The organism is Methylolobus aquaticus (genome assembly GCF_054172105.1).
In genome coordinates this window covers 294,313-311,397 of the sequence record NZ_JBSYXP010000006.1, presented here as the reverse complement: position 1 = coordinate 311,397, position 17,085 = coordinate 294,313, and the positions used below count along the sequence as shown (strand labels likewise).

Below are 17,085 nucleotides of genomic sequence, written 5' to 3'. Positions count from 1 at the left end.
TGATGATGGCATTCTCGCCTCAGAAACCCCCGGGTAAGTCGAAGGCGTCCAATTCCGGACTCTTTCGGGCCTTTCACCCGGAAACGATGAAGGAGAAAGGCGTCTCGTGGACGATCGCCATGCTGTCGATCATCTTCATCGTCGTGTTTCTCGCCATCGCCGAGTACTGGGGCGAGGAGCCGGACCGTTTCGACGTCGTCGCAACGGCCGCCAAAGAGGGTAAGGTCAAAGATGCCAAGCAGTTGCCTCTCGGCTATACCTACGCGACGACGGTCATCCAGGTCGCGGAAACGCTGCTGACCAAACCCGGCGGCTTTCTGGTCAACGACATGTTCCCCCCGGGCGTGTTCGAGGACAATATGCCGAGTTGGGAATACGGTGCGTTGACCGCGCTGCGCGACTCGACCTCGGCCCTGCGTAACCACATCGCGCGCGCTCAGTCGCAGTCCAAAGAAGATCCCGACCTCGCACAGGCCGAGCCGTTCTTCTATTTCGATCACACGTCGTGGCAGCTGCCGTCATCCGAGTCTGAATACCAGAAGGGAATCGAGGCCATGCGGCGTTACCGCGCCCGGCTGTCGACCCGCGACGCCAGCTTCTTCTCGCGCGCCGACAACTTGCGTCAATACCTCGAAATCCTGGAGAAACGTCTCGGCAGCTTGTCGAACCGCCTGAGCGCCAGTGCCGGTGATACCGGTCTGGTCGCGGCCGACCTGGTGCCCCAGAACACCAATCCGGCTGACCGTCGCCAGACGATGCCGAAGACCCCTTGGTGGAACATCGACGATATCTTTTTCGAGGCGCGGGGATATAGCTGGGCAGCGATGCACGTCCTAAAGGCCGTCGAATTCGATTTCCGTGAAATCCTGGGGAACAAGACCGCGCTGGTTTCGCTGCAGGCGATTATTCGCGAACTCGAGGCCGGCCAGGCGCCTTATCTGAGTCCGATTATCCTGAACGGCGGGGGGTTTGGCATCTTCGCCAACTATTCACTGACGCTGGCGAATTATATCGCCCGTGCCAACGCGGCCACGATCGATCTACGCAATCTACTCCAACAGGGGTAAGCGTCCTTCTCGGCCTTCTCAGGTTATCTCGCGGGGCACGCAACAGGGGTGGGCTCCGCGCCAGAGAAACCAGATTCCGCGCGGTCCCTATTCCGACCGCGCTTCCGCGAACAGTTCCCGCAGATATTTGAACAGCAGCCGCGCAGCGCGCGGCGGCTGCGCCCGCAGCCGCTCGGTGCGCGCAGTTTCCACCAGGCTTCGGAGTTTCGGCCGGTCTGCTTCCGGGCATTCTGACAGAAGGGATGCGATGGCGCTGTCGCCATCGGTCAGCAGACGGTCGCGCCAGGCTTCGATGCGGTGCAACGACCGCATTGTCGCCGCGCTCACCTGCGTCAGTGTCCTCAGCTTTTCCCGGATCGGCTCGGCGTCGACCTGCCGCAGCAGTTTGCCGATGTATTTTCGCTGCCGTTTCAGCGATCCGTCCTGTTTCAGAGACTGTCCCTGACGGAGAGCGTCGTACAGTTCCCCAGGCAGTTCCATCCGTGTCAGTTGGTCCGGCGACAGGGCGAGCAGGTCGCTGCCCAGGTCCTGCAATGACTGAGCTTCCCGTTTGAGGCTGCTCTTGCTGGGGCGTTCGGTTCCGTTTTCTTCGAATGAGTCCATCGCACGTTCGGGCTTGGCTTTTCAGGTCAGGAGGATCAGGCCGATCACGAACAACACGACGAAGCTCAGCGGCCAGAGGACGCTTGGCCAGTGGCTCGGCGCATGGCGGCTGAGTGCCAGGGCCGAGCGGATCCCCGGTGTCCACCAGATCAGCACCAGGACGACCAGAGCGCTCAGCAATATCGATTCCAGCGTGGAAGGCATCTGTCATCTCTCGCCGTCAAGGTGTGGGAGACGCTACGCGAAACCGGCGAGCAGGTAAAGCCCAAGGTTGCCGGAGACTCTGGTGTGGCTGCTGCTGCACCGGCTGGTCCGACCGGCACGACCGCGGCTGGTGTCGCAGGCAATCCCCGTCGAGCGCGGCGTCGGCGCGTACGGCCGTTTGCTCCGTAGACATTTCGTCAGGCCGACGAACCGGCAGGCCGAGTCTTGCCGCCGCCCGCCCGGACCTGCCGGTATGGCCGCTCGGTCAAGCTGTTAAATTGTGCTGACGTCATGGACTGAGGGTGTGTGCCGCGCATTCGTGCAAGGCGAGGGCGTGCAACTTGGGCATCCGGGGGCGTCCCCGGCGTGATGCGTCGCTAACCACTATTGCTTGGGGTCGGTCATGCTGTTTCTGCATATTCTCGCGCTGATGATGCCGGTCATCATCCCGGTCGCACTGGGCTTTACGTTCATTCGCCTCGGCATCTTCCGGCCGGAGCATGGCGACGCCCTATTGAAGTATCTCCTCTACGCCACGTTCCCGGCGATCATCCTCGATCACCTTGTCGGTCAGCCGCTCGCGGTGTTGTTTCAGCCCGCCTTCACCGCCGCGACGCTGGCGTTTGTGGTCATCATGTATGGGGTGGTGTTGTCCGTTTATCTCTTCGTGCTTCATCGCCCGATGCCGGAAGCGGCCATGGCGGCGCTGACCGGTTCCTTCGTTTCGGCCGGGATCGTTGGCCTCCCGATCATGCTCGACCTCATCGGGCCGACCTATACCATCGTCCCCGTAATCGCCAATACCGTGATCAGTCTGGTCACGGTGGTCCCTATCACGGTTCTGCTGATCCAGATGAGCAGGCGCAGCACTTCCTCGAAGCTGTTTCCGACCCTGGGGCGGACGTTCGTCGATGTGTTGAAGAACCCGCTGGTCCTGTCCGCCATCGCCGGACTTCTGCTTTCGCTGCTCGCTGTCCCGATTCCCGGCTGGCTGCACGAAACCTTCGAAAAGGTCGGCGACGCGACTTTCGCGACGGCGCTCTTCGCCGTGGGCATGGGGATCGACCTGACCCTGATGCGGACCGATCTGTCGCAGATCCTGGTGTTGTCTTTCTTCCGGATCGTGTTCTCGTCAGCCCTCGGCATGATGTTGGCCATTGCCTTCGATCTGGCCCCCGGCTATGCGGTGTCCTTTGTCATCATGGCATCGCTGCCCGCGGCGAAAAGTATCCCGCCGATCGCGCAGCAATATGGGGTATTCGTCGGTCAGTCGTTTCAGGTCGTCACGCTGACAACCCTTGCCATGGTGATCGCGATGCCCATCGTCAGTTATCTGAGCGGATTGCTCTGGCCCGGCATCCTACGTTAGCCACGCTCGGTCCCTGGGATGGCCCTACTTGGGCTACGGATTCAGGACAGGCGTAAGCGGGCGACGGCCAGGATGAGGCAGAGCGCGGCGACAGTCGTCAAACTGGTGCGCAGCGGCGGGTACCATTCGGGCACACTGAAGCGGGACTCGAACTGTTGGTCTGCCCCGTATTGCGCTGCAAACGAGCCGGCCATCAACAGCAAGCCCGACTCGGCGGGCACCAGAAAGGATGACCAAGCCGCAGCCGCCGGGACGACGCTCCAGCCCATTGAGGTCATTCGATCGCCATACAGCATCTTCGGATGTACCAGGGCCAGCCCCCAGTGTATCGCCCCGACGAAGCTGAGGACGACGGCACCGTAACTCGACAGCCAGAACACCAGATTGTTGCGGTACTCCGACGGCAGTGCGTAGAGTCCGCTCGTCAGCACGACGAATGGCAGCATCGCTGCTGTCCCCAGCCAGAACGGAACGGGCGGAGTTGGGTTGATCGGGCGGGTGTTCATTTCTATGGACCGAATGGGAACTGCGTATTCACGGATGAATCATAGGCCGCTGGGCCGATTCTAGCGACTGTTTGACCATACCGGTGGGGGTGGTGGTTCCGAAACACCGCCCTGGCCGGCGTATGGACCACGATCTTGTGGGTCGCGGCGTGCCGATCAGGTCAAGTGCGCGAGGCGAGTCGTGTCGCCGGATCCTGACGATAGAACTCGACCAGAAGGCCATAGACCAGCGGGTAGAAGGCCTTGACCAGACCGGGGGTCTCGAAGAATGCCTCGCTCATGACGGCGAAAAATTCGGCAGGAGATTCTGCCGCGTAAGGGTCCAGCGGCTGAGGTTCATCGCGCTCGACAGCGCTCACGAGCTTCTCGAACGCAGTGCGAAAGACATGGCTCCAGTCCGACACTCGCATGTCGGGATGGAGTGGCGGGAATCCGTCGGTTTCCCCGTTCAGGGCATCGAGCTTGTGCGCCATTTCGTGAATGACCACATTGTAGCCCTCGCCGTGCCCCGAGGCTTCGACATCGGCCCAGGACAGAACCAGCGGTCCACGATCCCAGGATTCTCCGCTCAGCACCTCCGACCACTCGTGCATGACGCCCGCAGCGTCGACCTCGCTCCGTGGCCGGATGAATTCGCCGGGATAAACGATCACGGTTCGCCAGTCTGCGTACCATTCGCCGTCGAGGTTGAGAATCGGTAGGCACGCCTGCACGGCGATCAGGAGCCGCATCGGTTGATCCAGTTGCAAGCCAAGTACCGGCTCGAACCGCTTCCGCGCGAGGAAGAGTGTGGTGAGGCGCCTTAGACGTTCGTCCTCCGCGGCAGACAGGTCGCGCAGCAGGGGCAAATCCCGGAGGGTATGGCGCCAGAGTGTCTCATCTATAGGATGACGCTCCAGTAGCCGCTTTTCCTGGAGTCGATGCCAGTGTCGGAACATCGAGATCAGAATGATGTCTGGAAAGTTAAGGACAGCGCGATACTCTGACCGGGGCGCGAGCAACGCCGCCTTGCGCAAACCCGGTCATCAGTCAGGACGCGCAACCGCCGGATGGCTCTGCGGATCGAATTTTTTCTCCGATTTCCGTGCGCATTTTTTGATAAGCTCGGGCCGCAAGCCGCATGCGGTCAAGCCGCTCCCGTTCCTTTTTTCCGTTGACGTCATGCGCATCAAAGACGACGACCTCGAATTTTTCTCTCGCGAAATGGCCGATGTCCAACCGCTAAAGGCGGTCGAGCGCGTCGTGCAGAAGCCGCACTTTGATCGAACCCCCGGCCAGCAGTATCGGCGCGATGCCGCTCAGCGGGCGCAGACCCAGAACGACAACTTCCTGACGACAGCCTTTGTGGAACTCGTTCATCCACAAGCCGAACTGAGTTTCATGCGCCCAGGCATGCAACATGGTGTGTTCCGCAAACTCAGGCAGGGTGCTTACCCGATCGATGCCGTGCTGGACCTGCATCAGCTGACGGTTGAGCAAGCGCGGTGCGAAGTTTTTCAGTTCATCCGGGACTGCATGGCCCGTGACGTGCGCAGCGCGCTGATCAGCCACGGCAAAGGCGGGCGGCATCCCGATCAACCGGCCGCATTGCTCAAGAGCTATGTGGCGAAGTGGCTGCCCCAGTTTCCCGAGGTCATGGCCTTTCACAGCGCGCAGGGGTTTCATGGTGGCACAGGCGCTGTCTATGTACTGCTGAAAAAGAGCGAGCGCCAGAAGCAGCGCACGCGGCGCCGCCTGGGCCTGATCGACGCGAAGCCGGAGCTCTGACCGGTGGCTGCTTCGGCTGACGAGCGCTGGCGGACGATCGCCGGCCGATTCGCACTGCCCGGGTGCGTGCTGAGCGTTCGTCCGTTCGGCTCGGGTCTGATCAACACCACGCTGCTGGTCGAAACGGATCCGCCGGCGCGGGTCATCCTGCAGCGGATCAACCGCCGCGTTTTTCCCGAGCCTGCGCAGGTGCAACGCAACCTGAGGACGTTGCATGATCATCTGGCCAGCGCGAGGGCGCCAGGCAGGTTGGCCTTGCAGCTGCCGGGCATGATACCGACGCTCGACGGCGTTGATTTCCTTATCGACGACGAAGGTGAAGTCTGGCGAGCGCTCGATTTCATTGACGGAACGCAGTCGTTCGACGCCATCGGGGACGAGGTTCAGGCAGTCGAGATCGGGCGAGCCCTGGGCCACTTCCACGCGCTGCTCGCCGATCTCGATCCGGACCGCCTGCACGATACACTGCCGGGTTTTCATGTCACGCCGGGCTATCTGGCCACATTCGATCGCGTCCATGCGGATTTCGGTGGAGAAAGGCCCCCCTCGCTGCGGGCTGCACTGGAGTTCGTCCGGGCGCGCCGCGAATTCGCTGGCGTTCTTGAGGACGCGAAAGCTGCGGGCGCGCTGACTGATCGTGTGATTCACGGCGACCCTAAACTCAACAACATTCTTTTCGACGAGTCCACGGGAGTCGCGGTTGCGATGATCGATCTCGATACCGTGAAGCCGGGCCTGATCCACTACGATCTCGGCGACTGCCTCCGGTCGTGCTGCAATCGCGCAGGGGAAGGCGGAGCGGAGTCGGTGGAGTTCGACGTCGAACTATGCCGCGAGGTGTTGGCTGGCTATTTTGCCGAAGCGGAGCACTTCCTGACAGGGTCCGACATCGCCTACCTGTTCGATGCCATTCGGTTACTGCCGTTCGAACTCGGTCTGCGGTTCTTGACCGATCATTTGGCGGGCGACCGCTATTTTCATGTGACGGAGCCGGGCCAGAACCTCCGGCGCGCGCAAATCCAGTTCCAGCTAGTGGACAGTATCGAGCGTCAGCAGAAAACGATTCGGTCGGTGTGCGGGAGCGGGTGAGAGGGCGGAGCGATACCGGTCATGGTCAGTGCAGTGCCTGATGCCAGCGGTCGCTAGGAATTTCCCAGCGCCTTCGCCGAGTTCTCCTTGAACATGTTCATGAACAATTCACCCTGTTCCTTCGCATCGTCAAGTGCAACGTGCGTATGCGATCCGCCTGACAACCAGCGCTTCGGCAGATAGTTCTTGCCGCTCTTGCCGAACGGCTTGCGTCGCATGCCCATGGCGTAAGAGCGAATGTCGATGCCGTGCTCGGAGAATGGACGCCGGCCGGTGAAGCGGATCAGATACCAGTACACCCACATGAAATCCCAGGTCGCCGGCCAGGCGACGAAAATCGGCAGGCCGGGCAGCGTCTCGATCCAGTCGGCGAAGCGGGTCATAGCAGCCGCCGGGGACTGCGGGCTTTGGCGGCAGGCTTCCCAGGCTTCCGGGAATTGCAGCCACCACTCGGTCATCGCGGGGTGCGGCTGGGCATCTGGCAAAGTCTCCAGGTTGACGAAAAAGTCGCCGATGTTTTCGCCTTCGGCCGTATACGCGACGGCGCCCAGACTCAGCATCGAGTGGGGTCCGGGAATGGGACCATCGGCTTCGATGTCGACGCTCAGAAAGATTTCGGGGGGGCGGGGCTTGTTCATGGGCCTGGATTGTACCTGATCGCACAGGGCAGCATGCGGCGGACGCAGCGGGCTTCGCTGGCCTAGGGAATCTGCGTCCGGCGTGCTACCCTGCAGGAGACTTCACCGCAGCGGCTCGGAGGCGAGGCTAATGAATGCGCCCTTTCCGAAAGGTCGATTCTGGCAACTGGTCATGCGGCGGGCGGCTCGGGCCCGGGTTAACGGGGCTTTGCAGCCCATCGACACCGAGCGGGTTATGACCCGCGACCGCGGTATCCCGTTCATGTTGAGGAGCGCGCGCAATCTGGCCGCAAAGGCGCTGGCGAGCGGCGACGGCTCGGGCGCCGGAGAGGGCGCCAACCCCTTCCTTCCCTACGATCCGGACCTCTTCGTCTGCGATGTCAGCGCGAGTCACCTCTGTCTGCTGAACAAATTCAGCGTCGTCGATCATCATCTGCTGATCGTCACGCGGCACTTCGAACCGCAGGAAAACATGCTGACCTTTGCGGATTTCGAGGCGGTCTGGACCTGCCTGTCAGAGGTCGACGGCATCGCGTTTTTCAACAGCGGCAGAGCCTCGGGCGCAAGCCAGCCGCACCGCCACCTGCAATTGGTTCCGCTGCCCATGAGCGACGCGCCGGACCCGTACCCGTTCGCGCCGCTGTTCGCCGCCGGATCGGGCTCCGACATCGCCCACATTCCGGAACTGCCGTTCCGCCATGCCGTGATGTGGATACACCATGAGGTCGGGGATACGCCGCAGACGCTGGCCGAACGCACGCAGGCGGAGTACGGCTTGCTGCTCGATGCAGTCGGTCTGGCACCGATCGATCTGGATCGGGCCGTGCGCGCGTCGGGCTCGTATAACTTGCTGTTGACCCGGCACTGGATGATGATCGTCCCGCGCTCCGAGGAGCGTTATGGCACGGTCTCGGTCAATGCGCTGGCATTTGTAGGCTCGTTGTTCGTCAAGCGCCACGAGGAACTCGAGCAGATACTCGAGTCCGGACCGCTGGCGGTGCTGACCGAAGTCGCCCTGCCGCGATGAATCTTTCGCGTACACTGCGCACCCGCATTGCGCGTTCCGGTGCCCGATGGGCGCGACCGCCTGAAACTTACGCCAAGGTTTACGACGACAATGAACAGAAAGCTCCTCCTTACCGCAGCCGGGTGTCTGGTACTCGCCGGTGCCAGCCCTCAGACCTATGCCGAGCGCTCGGCCACGAGCGCCAAGGGTGCCACGTCCCGAGGGAGCTCGGGAGCCGAGGCCGATGTATCGGATCGAGCCGAAGAGATGTTAAGGAAGCGCCAGCAGGACATGATTGCCATGCACGATTTGATGCACCGGATCCGGGACGCTAAGGACCCGCAGGAAAAGGCCCGCCTGATGGAGCAGCATCTGCAGATGCTCAGGGACAACTGGCTGGAGATGCGGGCCCACCGCCGGCCTCGCGCGGCATTGCGGCGTGGAGGCAAGAGCCCCGATGAATCCGATACCGACGGCTCGCCGGTCGGCGACGAGCCCTGAGTTCACGGACCAAGGTCCGAACAGGCGATAGAGGGGCAGGCTTGCCGGGAGGTTTCGCATGAAGCTGGCATTCTATGGCGCCACCGGGACCGTGACGGGGTCGAAGTATCTTGTGACGACGGACAACCAGCGGATCCTCGTGGACTGCGGCTTGTTCCAGGGTTACAAGCAGCTCCGTTTACGCAATTGGGAGCGCTTTCCGGTCGATCCGGGCAGCATCGGGGCGGTTGTCCTGACCCATGCGCACATCGATCACACGGGCTATCTGCCGCTGCTGGTGCGCGACGGATTTCGGGGACCAGTCTATTGCACGCCGGCAACCCGGGCCTTATGTGAGGTCCTCCTTCCGGACTGTGCCCATCTGCAGGAGGAGGAGGCGGAGTTTGCGAATCGTCGCGGTTACTCGCGGCACCGGCCCGCGCTGCCGTTGTATACGCAGGACGATGCGGCCGCGGCGCTGAAGCGGTTGCAGGTCTGCGATTTCGATACTCCTTTTGCGATCGGAAAAGACCTGTTGGTCGAGCTGGCGCCATCCGGCCATCTGCTGGGCTCCGCTTTCGTCACGCTCGACCACGGTTCTTTGCGCCTGGCATTTTCAGGCGATCTGGGACGCCCGCACGACCTGACGATGCGGCCACCGGTCAAGCCCCCGCGCGCGGATTATCTGGTGCTGGAGTCGACCTATGGCAATCGGCGCCATCCGGCCGTCGACCCTTTAGGGGTCCTGCGCGATGTCGTGAGCCGCACTGCGGCCCGCGGCGGCGTCGTGCTGATCCCGGCATTTGCTGTCGGACGAGCGCAGACGGTGCTGTACTGCATCCGGCAGCTGAAGTTGCAAGGCGCAATCCCTGACTTGCCGGTCTACCTGGATAGCCCGATGGCCATCGACGCGACCCAGATCTTCCGTCGTTTCGCCGGTGAGCATCGTTTGGGCAGTGACGAAAGCGAGGCCATGTGCCGCGATGTCAGCTACGTGAACACGGCTGACGAATCGAAGGCGCTCAGCGCGTCGCGTGCGCCGATGATCCTGATTTCCGCGAGTGGCATGGCGACGGGCGGGCGGGTGCTGCACCACTTGAAGGCCTTTGCGCCCGATGCACGCAATACCATCCTGTTCACGGGCTATCAGGCTGGCGGTACGCGCGGTGCCCGGCTGCTCGGCGGTACCGACGAAATCAAGATCCACGGCGATTACGTGCCGGTTCGTGCAGAGATCGGCGTGGTCGACAATCTTTCGTCTCACGCCGACTATCAGGAGACGCTCGACTGGCTGCAAGGGTTCGCGACTCCGCCCACGGAGATCTTCATCACCCACGGGGAGCCTGAAGCCGCGGATGCGCTGCGGCTGCGGATCGCGGAGCGCCTCGGCTGGCGGGTTCGCGTGCCGGAGTACCGCGAAGTGGTGGAGCTGAACTGAGGGTGTCCGCGGCCGGCAGCGCGCTGCTCCGCCTGGCCGCCCCCACGACAGGAGTGTGTTGGAGGATGTGCGTGCGAAGACCGACGTGGGCGCAATGGGCGCCGATCTTCTTCTTGTGGCTGACCTGCTTGGTGGCGGTCGCGGCGGCACCCGGCGACGCGGACCTGTCCTGTCCGCCGTTGAATCTTGCGGTATCCCCGTCCGAACCCACCCCGTCATCCCATGCGCGCGGGTTGCTGTGGAGGATCACCAGGGGTACGGCAGCGCCGAGTTACCTGTTCGGCACGATACACCTTGGCGACCCCGCGCTCGTGAGGATTCCAGAGCCAGTAGCCGACGCGTTGGATCGTAGTCGGCGCTTCGTCATGGAGGCGAAGCTGGATGTTGAGGAGATGGCGAATTGGTCCCGCAGCATGCTAAATGCGGACGGCGACGCCCTGCGAAGCGAACTGGGCAGCCCGTTGTTCGGCCGCGCGATGGCCTTGTTGCCCCGCTACGGGATTCCGGACGCGATCGGTGCGATGTTGAAACCCTGGGCCTTGTATCTGACCTTGAGCACCCCGCCCGCGACGGGGGGATTGCCGCTGGATTTGGTGCTGGCCACGCGGGCCGAGGGTCAGGGCAAGACCGTCGAGGGCCTCGAAACGGTGGCTGAACAGGCTGACGTCATCGCCGGTCTGCCACGGGAGGAGCAGGTGGCGCTGGTCCGCGATGCGGTCTGTTACTACGACACGCTGCAGGCTGACATCGAACAGACCAAACAACTCTATCTGAACCGTGATCTGGGTGCTCTCGCGGCGATGGCAACCCGCTACGGGCTCAGCGAGTCAGCGCGGTATCGTCATCTTCTGCAGCAACTCTTGTGGGATCGCAACGCCCGGATGGTCGACCGGATGGAACCCTTACTGGCGGGCGGCGGCGCCTTCATCGCCATAGGCGCGCTCCACTTGCCGGGCCCGAAGGGCCTGCTGGGCCGGCTGGAGGCGCTCGGCTATCGTGTGACGCCCGTCTACTGAGCCCGACGCGGCTCGCTACGTGCGCGCGGTCGAGGACACGAGCGCTAACCGGTGACCGTCAGGGTCAGGGTACCGGCGAGCAGCAACGTTGCCAGCGCGACGGCCAGTCCCGCTACCGCGGCGACCGCACTGCTGCTACGTCGTTTTGCGCTTGAGATAGTCCGGTGGGCGACGGCAATCCCGGCCGCCGTTGCCAACAGGATCGCTGCTGTGCTCAGTAGCCCGTGTTCACACCAGGGACAGTTATGGGGCGCGGTCGGGTCGAAGTAACTGCAATGGGCCGCGAGGCCATGCCAGGGCCAGTCGCAACCACAGCTGAAAAGCCAGCCGCACAGCGGCGTCACGAGAAAGGCGACGCCGCCCGCGACCGCCAGAGAGCGACGGTCGGTCAGAAGGCGACAAAGGGAAAACATGTTATGCGGCCCCGCTTGCCACTGTCTTGCTCATGACGTAGTCGTCGTAGACGAAGCCGCTGCCCGCGTCGGAAATCTCCTCCTGAGAGATTCGGAATCCGGCCCGTTGGTAGGCGCGGATCGCTCGCAGGTTCTTCTTGAAGACATAAAGCCGGATCTCCGGCAGCGCCTGGTCGTGGGCGGCGCGCTCGGCACAGGCCAACGCATGGGCCCCGAAACCCATCCCGTGGCATTCCGGCACGACGTACAGTTTGCTGAGCCACAGGAGCGGTTCGGCCGGATCCGAACGCCAGGCGACGAAGCCCACGCGGGTCTGTTCCCGCTCGATCCAGCGGTAGGAGGCGCCGCGGTCGATGTCGGCCGCGATCAGCTCGGGACGATAGGCACGATCCCACAGGTGCCTTATGGCTGCCAGGGAGAGAATGTCCGGGTAGTAATGCCGATGCCAGATGTCCCAGGCCATCGCGGATACGGCCTCGGCATCCAGCGGCAGCACCGGTGTCAATCGAGGTTCCTGTCGCAGGCCGTTCGTCGTGGCGGTGTCGCGCATAGGGGATGTTGATGCGACCTGCATCAGGCAGGCCCGCGGCGATGCTCGACCGGGCTAACGGGAACCCGCCAGCGTGCCGACATACTTCAGATGACTGCCACAGCCGAAGCGGCAGTCCCCCGCACCGAACCGGGGTACCAGAATATGCCCTCCGGTGACGCCATTGAGCAGGCATTCCGGCCGGGCGAAGCTGGTGACCGCTTCGATGGCGACGCCCCGGGCGCCGAGCAGATAGTCGATGTGCCAGCGTGCCGGCTTTTCGGCCGTCAGATGGCGTCCGATCCGCGCCGCGAGGTTCCGCCGCGCGCTGCCGGTGTACACGTAACGGCCTGCAGGAAAGTCGCATAGACCGAGGGCCCCGACGCGGACGCTCAGAGGTTCCGGAACCACGATATGCAATTGGTAGGCTCGGTGCACGGTTGCTGATGTCCTTAGGCCGGGTTGTCGCTGGGTATATAGAAACAGTCCAAAGCGAAGGCGTCGGACACGTGAGCCATGAGCGCCTGGATCCCGAACTGCTCGGTCGCGTGGTGCCCGCCCGCGAACATGTAGATGCCCGCTTCCCTTGCTTCATGCCAATCATGCTCGCTCATCTCGCCGGTCACGTAGGCGTCGAGACCGGCGGCCACCGCCTCTTTCCAGCCGCCGTTGGCGCCGCCCGTGATGATGCCGATCGAGCGGATCGGCCGCGGGTCGTCGGGGGACGCCAGCAGCACCGCATGATCCAGCGCCGTCTGCAGACGCATCCGTAACGCGGTCGCGGATAGCGGCTCGGGCAAGCAGCCGCGGATACCAGTGGGCCGGCCCTGATGGTTGCCGAAGGCATCGCATTCAGTCAAGCCAAGTCGCAGACCCAGTTGCGCGGCGTTGCCGATCTCCGGATGCGCGTCCAGCGGCAGATGGTAGGCGAACAGATTGATCCGGTGGCGCACCAGAGGGAAAACCCGTCGTGCGAACGGTCCGGTCAGGGTGCGTGCGCCGTGGAACTGCCAGAAAAGCCCGTGATGGACGATCAGCGCCTGTGCGTCCTGTTGCACCGCCACGGCCGCCGAGTGCGCCGTAGCCGACACCGAGAACGCGACCCGCGCGATTTCATCCGCTCCTTCGATCTGCAGCCCATTGGGGCCGTAGTCGGCGAATAAGGCCGGCTCGAACAGTTCGGTCAGAAACCGGTCGAGTTCGGCGCGAGTCGTCGTGGCCCGGCCCACGAACAGGCGGCCGTCAGATGTCCTGCACCCATTCGGCGTCGCGGACGAACCGCTGCTTTTCGCGATGCTCCATTTCGGCGAGGTTCTGAAAGACTTCGCGCGCATGGGTATCGTCGATCTCGTTGGCGGTTTCGCGGTAGATGGCAATCAGTGCGTCGTCGAAGCGCATCGCCATCGTGATCACGTCGTCCACCGTCAGGTTGCTGCGCGTACTGGAATGGGCGAGCAGCCCTTCGATGTTCGAACTCGGCGCGTATTGCAACCACTGATCGAGTATCTTGCGCCGCGTACCTTCTTCGAAGCGCTCCATGGCCTGCTGACGGTTTCGCTCATGCCGGCTGAGGTAATCGAGCACCATCTTGACCCGGGTCTGTTCGGACTGAAGCCCGAGTTGATCGTAGGTCTCGCGCAGCCGTGCGTGCAGATCGATACCGTAGGCGAGTACGTCCTTGACCTGCTCGAAATTATGCATTCTGGTTGTCATGATTCGATCCTCACTGTATTCGATTCCCTCCGGTCGCGGCGGTCGTTCCGCTCCGCACGGGCAAGTCGGACCGGACGGTGTCCATCGGGATCCAGCACCGTCGCACGACCTGTCCGAACGCACATCATAGCGCCGAACTTTTCGCAATGGCATAGCCCCTGATGCCCGGTACGGGTGGCGGAGCGGGCTGGCTTCCGGGCGGTACGCGTTTGTGTTCGTGTCACGCCTCCAATGTGTCTACGATGCCGCCGGCTTGGCTTAGCAATCCTTCCCTAGTCGGAGGATTAGCTGTACAGTCGGCAAACATTCCGGGATCGCGCGCCGGGGAGCGCGCGGACCATGGTGTCGGCGGCGGGCAATGCCCAGGGGGTTTCATGAACGTCGATCGGGTGCAGGTCGAGGCGCTCGTGCCGCTGGCGATCTACTTCCTGCTGATACTCGGCGTTGTCGGCGTGATGCTGGCCATTCCCCGCTTCGTCGCCCAGCGCCGCCGCAGTCAGGCGCGCGACGAGCCCTTCGAATCCGGCATCCTCTCGGTCGGCGATACCCACCTGCACCTCGGCGTGCATTTCTGGCCGATCGCGATCTTCTTCGTGATATTCGACCTGGAAGCCATCTTCATCTTTGCCTGGGCCGTTGCGGTGCGCGAGGTCGGCTGGCCGGGGTATCTGGAGATGCTGGTGTTCGTCGGTGTGCTGCTGGCCGCACTGGTTTATCTGTGGAAGCTGGGCGCGCTCGACTGGCGAACCCGCCGGCAGCAGCTGCAAGATTCATTGTTCTCGGACTGAGGGTAAGCGCGATGCCCTGGACCTTGACCCGAGCCAGCGACGATCCCGCTCCGCGGCCGGGCGGAGCACCGAGCGAGGCTGCCATGAGCCGCAACGTCGTGCTGAGTCGGCTGGATGACCTGATCGCCTGGGGTCGCTCCCATTCCGTCTGGCCGTTCAACTTCGGCCTGTCGTGCTGTTACGTCGAGATGGCGACTGCCTTCACCAGCCGCCACGACATCGCCCGTTTCGGGTCGGAGGTGATCCGAGGCAGTCCTCGTCAGGCCGATCTGATCGTGATCTCCGGCACCGTTTTCCGGAAAATGGCGCCGGTCGTGCAGCGCCTCTACGAGCAGTTGCTGGAACCGCGCTGGGTCATCTCGATGGGGTCCTGCGCGAACTCCGGCGGTATGTACGACATCTACAGCGTCGTGCAAGGGGTCGACAGCTTTCTGCCGGTCGATGTTTATGTGCCGGGTTGTCCGCCGCGCCCGGAAGCGCTGCTCGAGGGGCTGATCTTGCTCCAGCAGTCGATCGGCAGGGAGCGCCGCCCCATGGGTTTCGTGGTCGGCGAGGGCGGCCTTCAGGCAGCACCCAAGCCGAGCCAGCGGGAGTTGAAAACGGCTGAGCGCATGAAGGCTGACCACCTCCGGGATCCGGGGCAGGTGTAGCGGGTTTCCAGGATGATCGAAGCCGCGTTGCAACGTCCGCCCCCCGCTGTCGAGCCGCCGGAGCCGGACATCGTGGCAGCCTTGCGCGGGCGCCTCGGTCCAGCCGGTTTGCTGTGCCATCAGCCCACCCAGGACGGGATTCCGACCTGCTGGGTCGCTGCAGACCAGGTCCTGCGCGCGCTGCGCTACCTGAAGGACGAAGCCGCGCCCCGCTATGCGATGCTCTTCGATCTGACGGCGGTCGACGAGCGCCTCCGCCGTCACCGGGTCGGGCTCCCGGACAGCGATTTCACGCTGGTCTATCAGCTGTTGTCGTTTGACAGCAATAACTGGTTCCGGCTTAAGCTCGCTCTGCCTGCAGGCACTGCGAGCGCGCCGAGCATCACCGGTCTGTGGGCGTCTGCGAACTGGTACGAACGCGAGGTTTACGATCTGTTCGGCATCGAGTTCGCCGGGCACCCGAACCTGCGCCGGATCATCATGCCACCGACCTGGCAGGGGCATCCGCTCCGGAAGGACCATCCGGCCCGCGCGACCGAGATGGGTTTGTTCAGTCTTCCGGCAGAGCGCCAGGCCTTCGAGCAGGAAGCCTTGCGCTTCGTGCCCGAGGAGTGGGGGATGCGGCGCAGCGGGGAGGACAACGACTTCCTGTTCCTGAACCTCGGGCCAAATCATCCCAGCGTGCACGGCGTGTTCCGCATCGCGTTGCAGCTGGATGGCGAGGAGATCGTCGACGCCGTGCCGGACATCGGCTATCACCACCGCGGCGCCGAGAAGATGGGGGAGCGCCAGAGCTGGCATAGCTACATCCCCTACACGGACCGGGTCGATTACCTGGGCGGCTCGCTGAACAATCTGCCCTACGTGATGGCGATCGAGCGGATGACCGGCATCGAGGTGCCGCCGCGCGCTCAGGTCATCCGGGTCATGATTTCGGAGTTCTACCGGATCGCCAGTCATCTGCTGTTCTATGGAACCTTTGCCCAGGACGTCGGCCAGATGTCGCCCGTCTTCTACACCTTCGTCGATCGCGAGAAGGTATTCGACATCATCGAGTCCATCACCGGTGCGCGGATGCATTCGAGCTTCTTCCGGATCGGCGGTGTTGCTGCGGATCTGCCACAGGGGTGGGACCGGCGTGTGCGCGAGTTCGTCGATTGGCTGCCACCGCGCCTGGACGAATACGACGGCATGGTCATGCAGAACGGTTTGCTGAAACGGCGCACGCAAGGGATAGGGGTTTACGACACCGAGCAGGCCATCGCCTGGGGCGTGACCGGCGCCGGGCTGCGGGCCACCGGGCTGGCCTGGGACTTTCGCAAGGCGCGGCCTTACTCCGGCTACGAGAATTTCGAGTTCGAGGTTCCGACCGGTCGCAACGGGGACTGCTACGACCGCTGCGCCGTGCGAGTCGAGGAGATGCGGCAGAGTGTTCGCATCATCCGGCAATGCCTCGCGCACATGCCCGAAGGTCCGTACAAGGCGCAGCATCCGCTCACGACGCCACCGCCCAAGGAACGGACGATGCATGACATCGAGACCCTGATCCAGCATTTCCTGAGCGTCAGCTGGGGGCCGGTCATTCCGCCCGGCGAGGGCTTCGCCTGCGTCGAGGCCACCAAGGGCTTGAACGGCTACTACCTGACCAGCGATGGTGGCACGATGTCGTACCGGACGCGTATACGGACGCCGTCGTTCGCGCATCTTCAGTTGATCCCGGAAATGGCCCGGGGCCTGATGATCGCCGATCTGATCGCGATCCTGGCCAGCATCGATTTCGTCATGGCCGACGTGGACCGGTGAGGAGCT

The 17,085-nt window shown here is 63.3% G+C and carries 21 protein-coding genes; 11 read left to right on the top strand and 10 right to left on the bottom strand.

Annotated elements, in window-relative coordinates; all coding sequences use genetic code 11:
• Positions 1 to 5: 5 nt before the first annotated feature.
• A complete protein-coding gene (locus ACW73L_RS10575; RefSeq protein WP_139556342.1) occupies positions 6 to 1,067 on the top strand; it encodes a DUF2333 family protein in 1,062 nt (353 codons plus the stop codon).
• An 87-nt stretch (positions 1,068 to 1,154) separates the two neighbouring features.
• Here ACW73L_RS10575 and yjgA read toward each other — a convergent pair whose 3' ends face one another.
• Positions 1,155 to 1,670, bottom strand: coding sequence for a ribosome biogenesis factor YjgA (gene yjgA, locus ACW73L_RS10570; protein WP_498921869.1), 516 nt, complete (start codon positions 1,668 to 1,670; stop codon positions 1,155 to 1,157).
• A gap of 21 nt (positions 1,671 to 1,691) precedes the next feature.
• On the bottom strand, positions 1,692 to 1,874 hold the full coding sequence (locus ACW73L_RS10565; RefSeq protein WP_139556344.1) for a hypothetical protein: 183 nt from the start codon (positions 1,872 to 1,874) through the stop codon (positions 1,692 to 1,694).
• Between the two features lie 403 nt (positions 1,875 to 2,277).
• Here ACW73L_RS10565 and ACW73L_RS10560 point away from each other — a divergent pair, with 403 nt between their 5' ends.
• Entirely contained in the window at positions 2,278 to 3,243 is a 966-nt protein-coding gene (locus ACW73L_RS10560; protein ID WP_498921868.1) for an AEC family transporter, read from the top strand.
• Between the two features lie 41 nt (positions 3,244 to 3,284).
• On the opposite strand, the gene ACW73L_RS10555 is transcribed toward ACW73L_RS10560, so the two are convergent.
• The gene (locus ACW73L_RS10555) at positions 3,285 to 3,749 is read right to left on the bottom strand and encodes a DUF3429 domain-containing protein (protein ID WP_498921867.1); all 465 of its coding nucleotides are present in this window, start codon (positions 3,747 to 3,749) and stop codon (positions 3,285 to 3,287) included.
• 161 nt (positions 3,750 to 3,910) lie between these two features.
• Entirely contained in the window at positions 3,911 to 4,765 is an 855-nt protein-coding gene (locus ACW73L_RS10550) for a M90 family metallopeptidase (RefSeq protein WP_498921866.1), read from the bottom strand.
• Positions 4,766 to 4,910: 145 nt separating this feature from the next.
• On the opposite strand from ACW73L_RS10550, the gene smrA reads away from it, so the two are divergent.
• Both smrA and ACW73L_RS10540 read left to right on the top strand, forming a co-directional pair.
• The gene (smrA, locus tag ACW73L_RS10545; RefSeq protein WP_498921865.1) at positions 4,911 to 5,516 is read left to right on the top strand and encodes a DNA endonuclease SmrA; all 606 of its coding nucleotides are present in this window, start codon (positions 4,911 to 4,913) and stop codon (positions 5,514 to 5,516) included.
• Between the two features lie 3 nt (positions 5,517 to 5,519).
• Positions 5,520 to 6,605: a phosphotransferase enzyme family protein gene (locus ACW73L_RS10540; RefSeq protein WP_498921864.1), complete on the top strand. Its 1,086-nt coding sequence runs from the start codon at positions 5,520 to 5,522 to the stop codon at positions 6,603 to 6,605.
• 53 nt (positions 6,606 to 6,658) lie between these two features.
• Here the strand turns inward: ACW73L_RS10540 and ACW73L_RS10535 are convergent, their stop codons facing one another.
• Positions 6,659 to 7,243, bottom strand: coding sequence for a 3'-5' exonuclease family protein (locus ACW73L_RS10535; protein ID WP_498921863.1), 585 nt, complete (start codon positions 7,241 to 7,243; stop codon positions 6,659 to 6,661).
• A gap of 130 nt (positions 7,244 to 7,373) precedes the next feature.
• On the opposite strand from ACW73L_RS10535, the gene ACW73L_RS10530 reads away from it, so the two are divergent.
• From ACW73L_RS10530 to ACW73L_RS10515, 4 genes are all read left to right on the top strand, one after another.
• Positions 7,374 to 8,270 (top strand): ATP adenylyltransferase family protein, encoded by an 897-nt coding sequence (locus tag ACW73L_RS10530; protein ID WP_498921862.1) that lies wholly within the window; start codon positions 7,374 to 7,376, stop codon positions 8,268 to 8,270.
• Between the two features lie 90 nt (positions 8,271 to 8,360).
• Positions 8,361 to 8,750: a hypothetical protein gene (locus ACW73L_RS10525; RefSeq protein WP_498921861.1), complete on the top strand. Its 390-nt coding sequence runs from the start codon at positions 8,361 to 8,363 to the stop codon at positions 8,748 to 8,750.
• A gap of 58 nt (positions 8,751 to 8,808) precedes the next feature.
• Entirely contained in the window at positions 8,809 to 10,167 is a 1,359-nt protein-coding gene (locus tag ACW73L_RS10520; protein WP_498921860.1) for an MBL fold metallo-hydrolase RNA specificity domain-containing protein, read from the top strand.
• 71 nt (positions 10,168 to 10,238) lie between these two features.
• Entirely contained in the window at positions 10,239 to 11,183 is a 945-nt protein-coding gene (locus ACW73L_RS10515; RefSeq protein WP_498921859.1) for a TraB/GumN family protein, read from the top strand.
• A gap of 44 nt (positions 11,184 to 11,227) precedes the next feature.
• On the opposite strand, the gene ACW73L_RS10510 is transcribed toward ACW73L_RS10515, so the two are convergent.
• From ACW73L_RS10510 to ACW73L_RS10490, 5 genes are read right to left on the bottom strand one after another with little or no spacing between them, the layout of a single operon-like run.
• Positions 11,228 to 11,596, bottom strand: a complete 369-nt coding sequence (locus tag ACW73L_RS10510; RefSeq protein ID WP_498921858.1) for a hypothetical protein — start codon at positions 11,594 to 11,596, stop codon at positions 11,228 to 11,230.
• Between the two features lies 1 nt (position 11,597).
• A complete protein-coding gene (locus ACW73L_RS10505) occupies positions 11,598 to 12,146 on the bottom strand; it encodes a GNAT family N-acetyltransferase (RefSeq protein WP_498921857.1) in 549 nt (182 codons plus the stop codon).
• A gap of 54 nt (positions 12,147 to 12,200) precedes the next feature.
• Positions 12,201 to 12,563, bottom strand: a complete 363-nt coding sequence (locus tag ACW73L_RS10500; RefSeq protein ID WP_498921856.1) for a GIY-YIG nuclease family protein — start codon at positions 12,561 to 12,563, stop codon at positions 12,201 to 12,203.
• A 14-nt stretch (positions 12,564 to 12,577) separates the two neighbouring features.
• Entirely contained in the window at positions 12,578 to 13,354 is a 777-nt protein-coding gene (locus ACW73L_RS10495; RefSeq protein WP_498921855.1) for a Nif3-like dinuclear metal center hexameric protein, read from the bottom strand.
• A 13-nt stretch (positions 13,355 to 13,367) separates the two neighbouring features.
• Positions 13,368 to 13,838, bottom strand: a complete 471-nt coding sequence (locus ACW73L_RS10490) for a hypothetical protein (RefSeq protein WP_498921854.1) — start codon at positions 13,836 to 13,838, stop codon at positions 13,368 to 13,370.
• Between the two features lie 374 nt (positions 13,839 to 14,212).
• Between ACW73L_RS10490 and ndhC the strand changes: the two genes are divergently transcribed.
• From ndhC to nuoC, 3 genes are read left to right on the top strand one after another with little or no spacing between them, the layout of a single operon-like run.
• The gene (ndhC, locus tag ACW73L_RS10485) at positions 14,213 to 14,626 is read left to right on the top strand and encodes an NADH-quinone oxidoreductase subunit A (protein ID WP_498921853.1); all 414 of its coding nucleotides are present in this window, start codon (positions 14,213 to 14,215) and stop codon (positions 14,624 to 14,626) included.
• 11 nt (positions 14,627 to 14,637) lie between these two features.
• A complete protein-coding gene (locus ACW73L_RS10480) occupies positions 14,638 to 15,276 on the top strand; it encodes a NuoB/complex I 20 kDa subunit family protein (protein ID WP_498921852.1) in 639 nt (212 codons plus the stop codon).
• Between the two features lie 12 nt (positions 15,277 to 15,288).
• Positions 15,289 to 17,079, top strand: a complete 1,791-nt coding sequence (gene nuoC / locus ACW73L_RS10475) for an NADH-quinone oxidoreductase subunit C/D (RefSeq protein ID WP_498921851.1) — start codon at positions 15,289 to 15,291, stop codon at positions 17,077 to 17,079.
• Positions 17,080 to 17,085 lie beyond the last annotated feature (6 nt).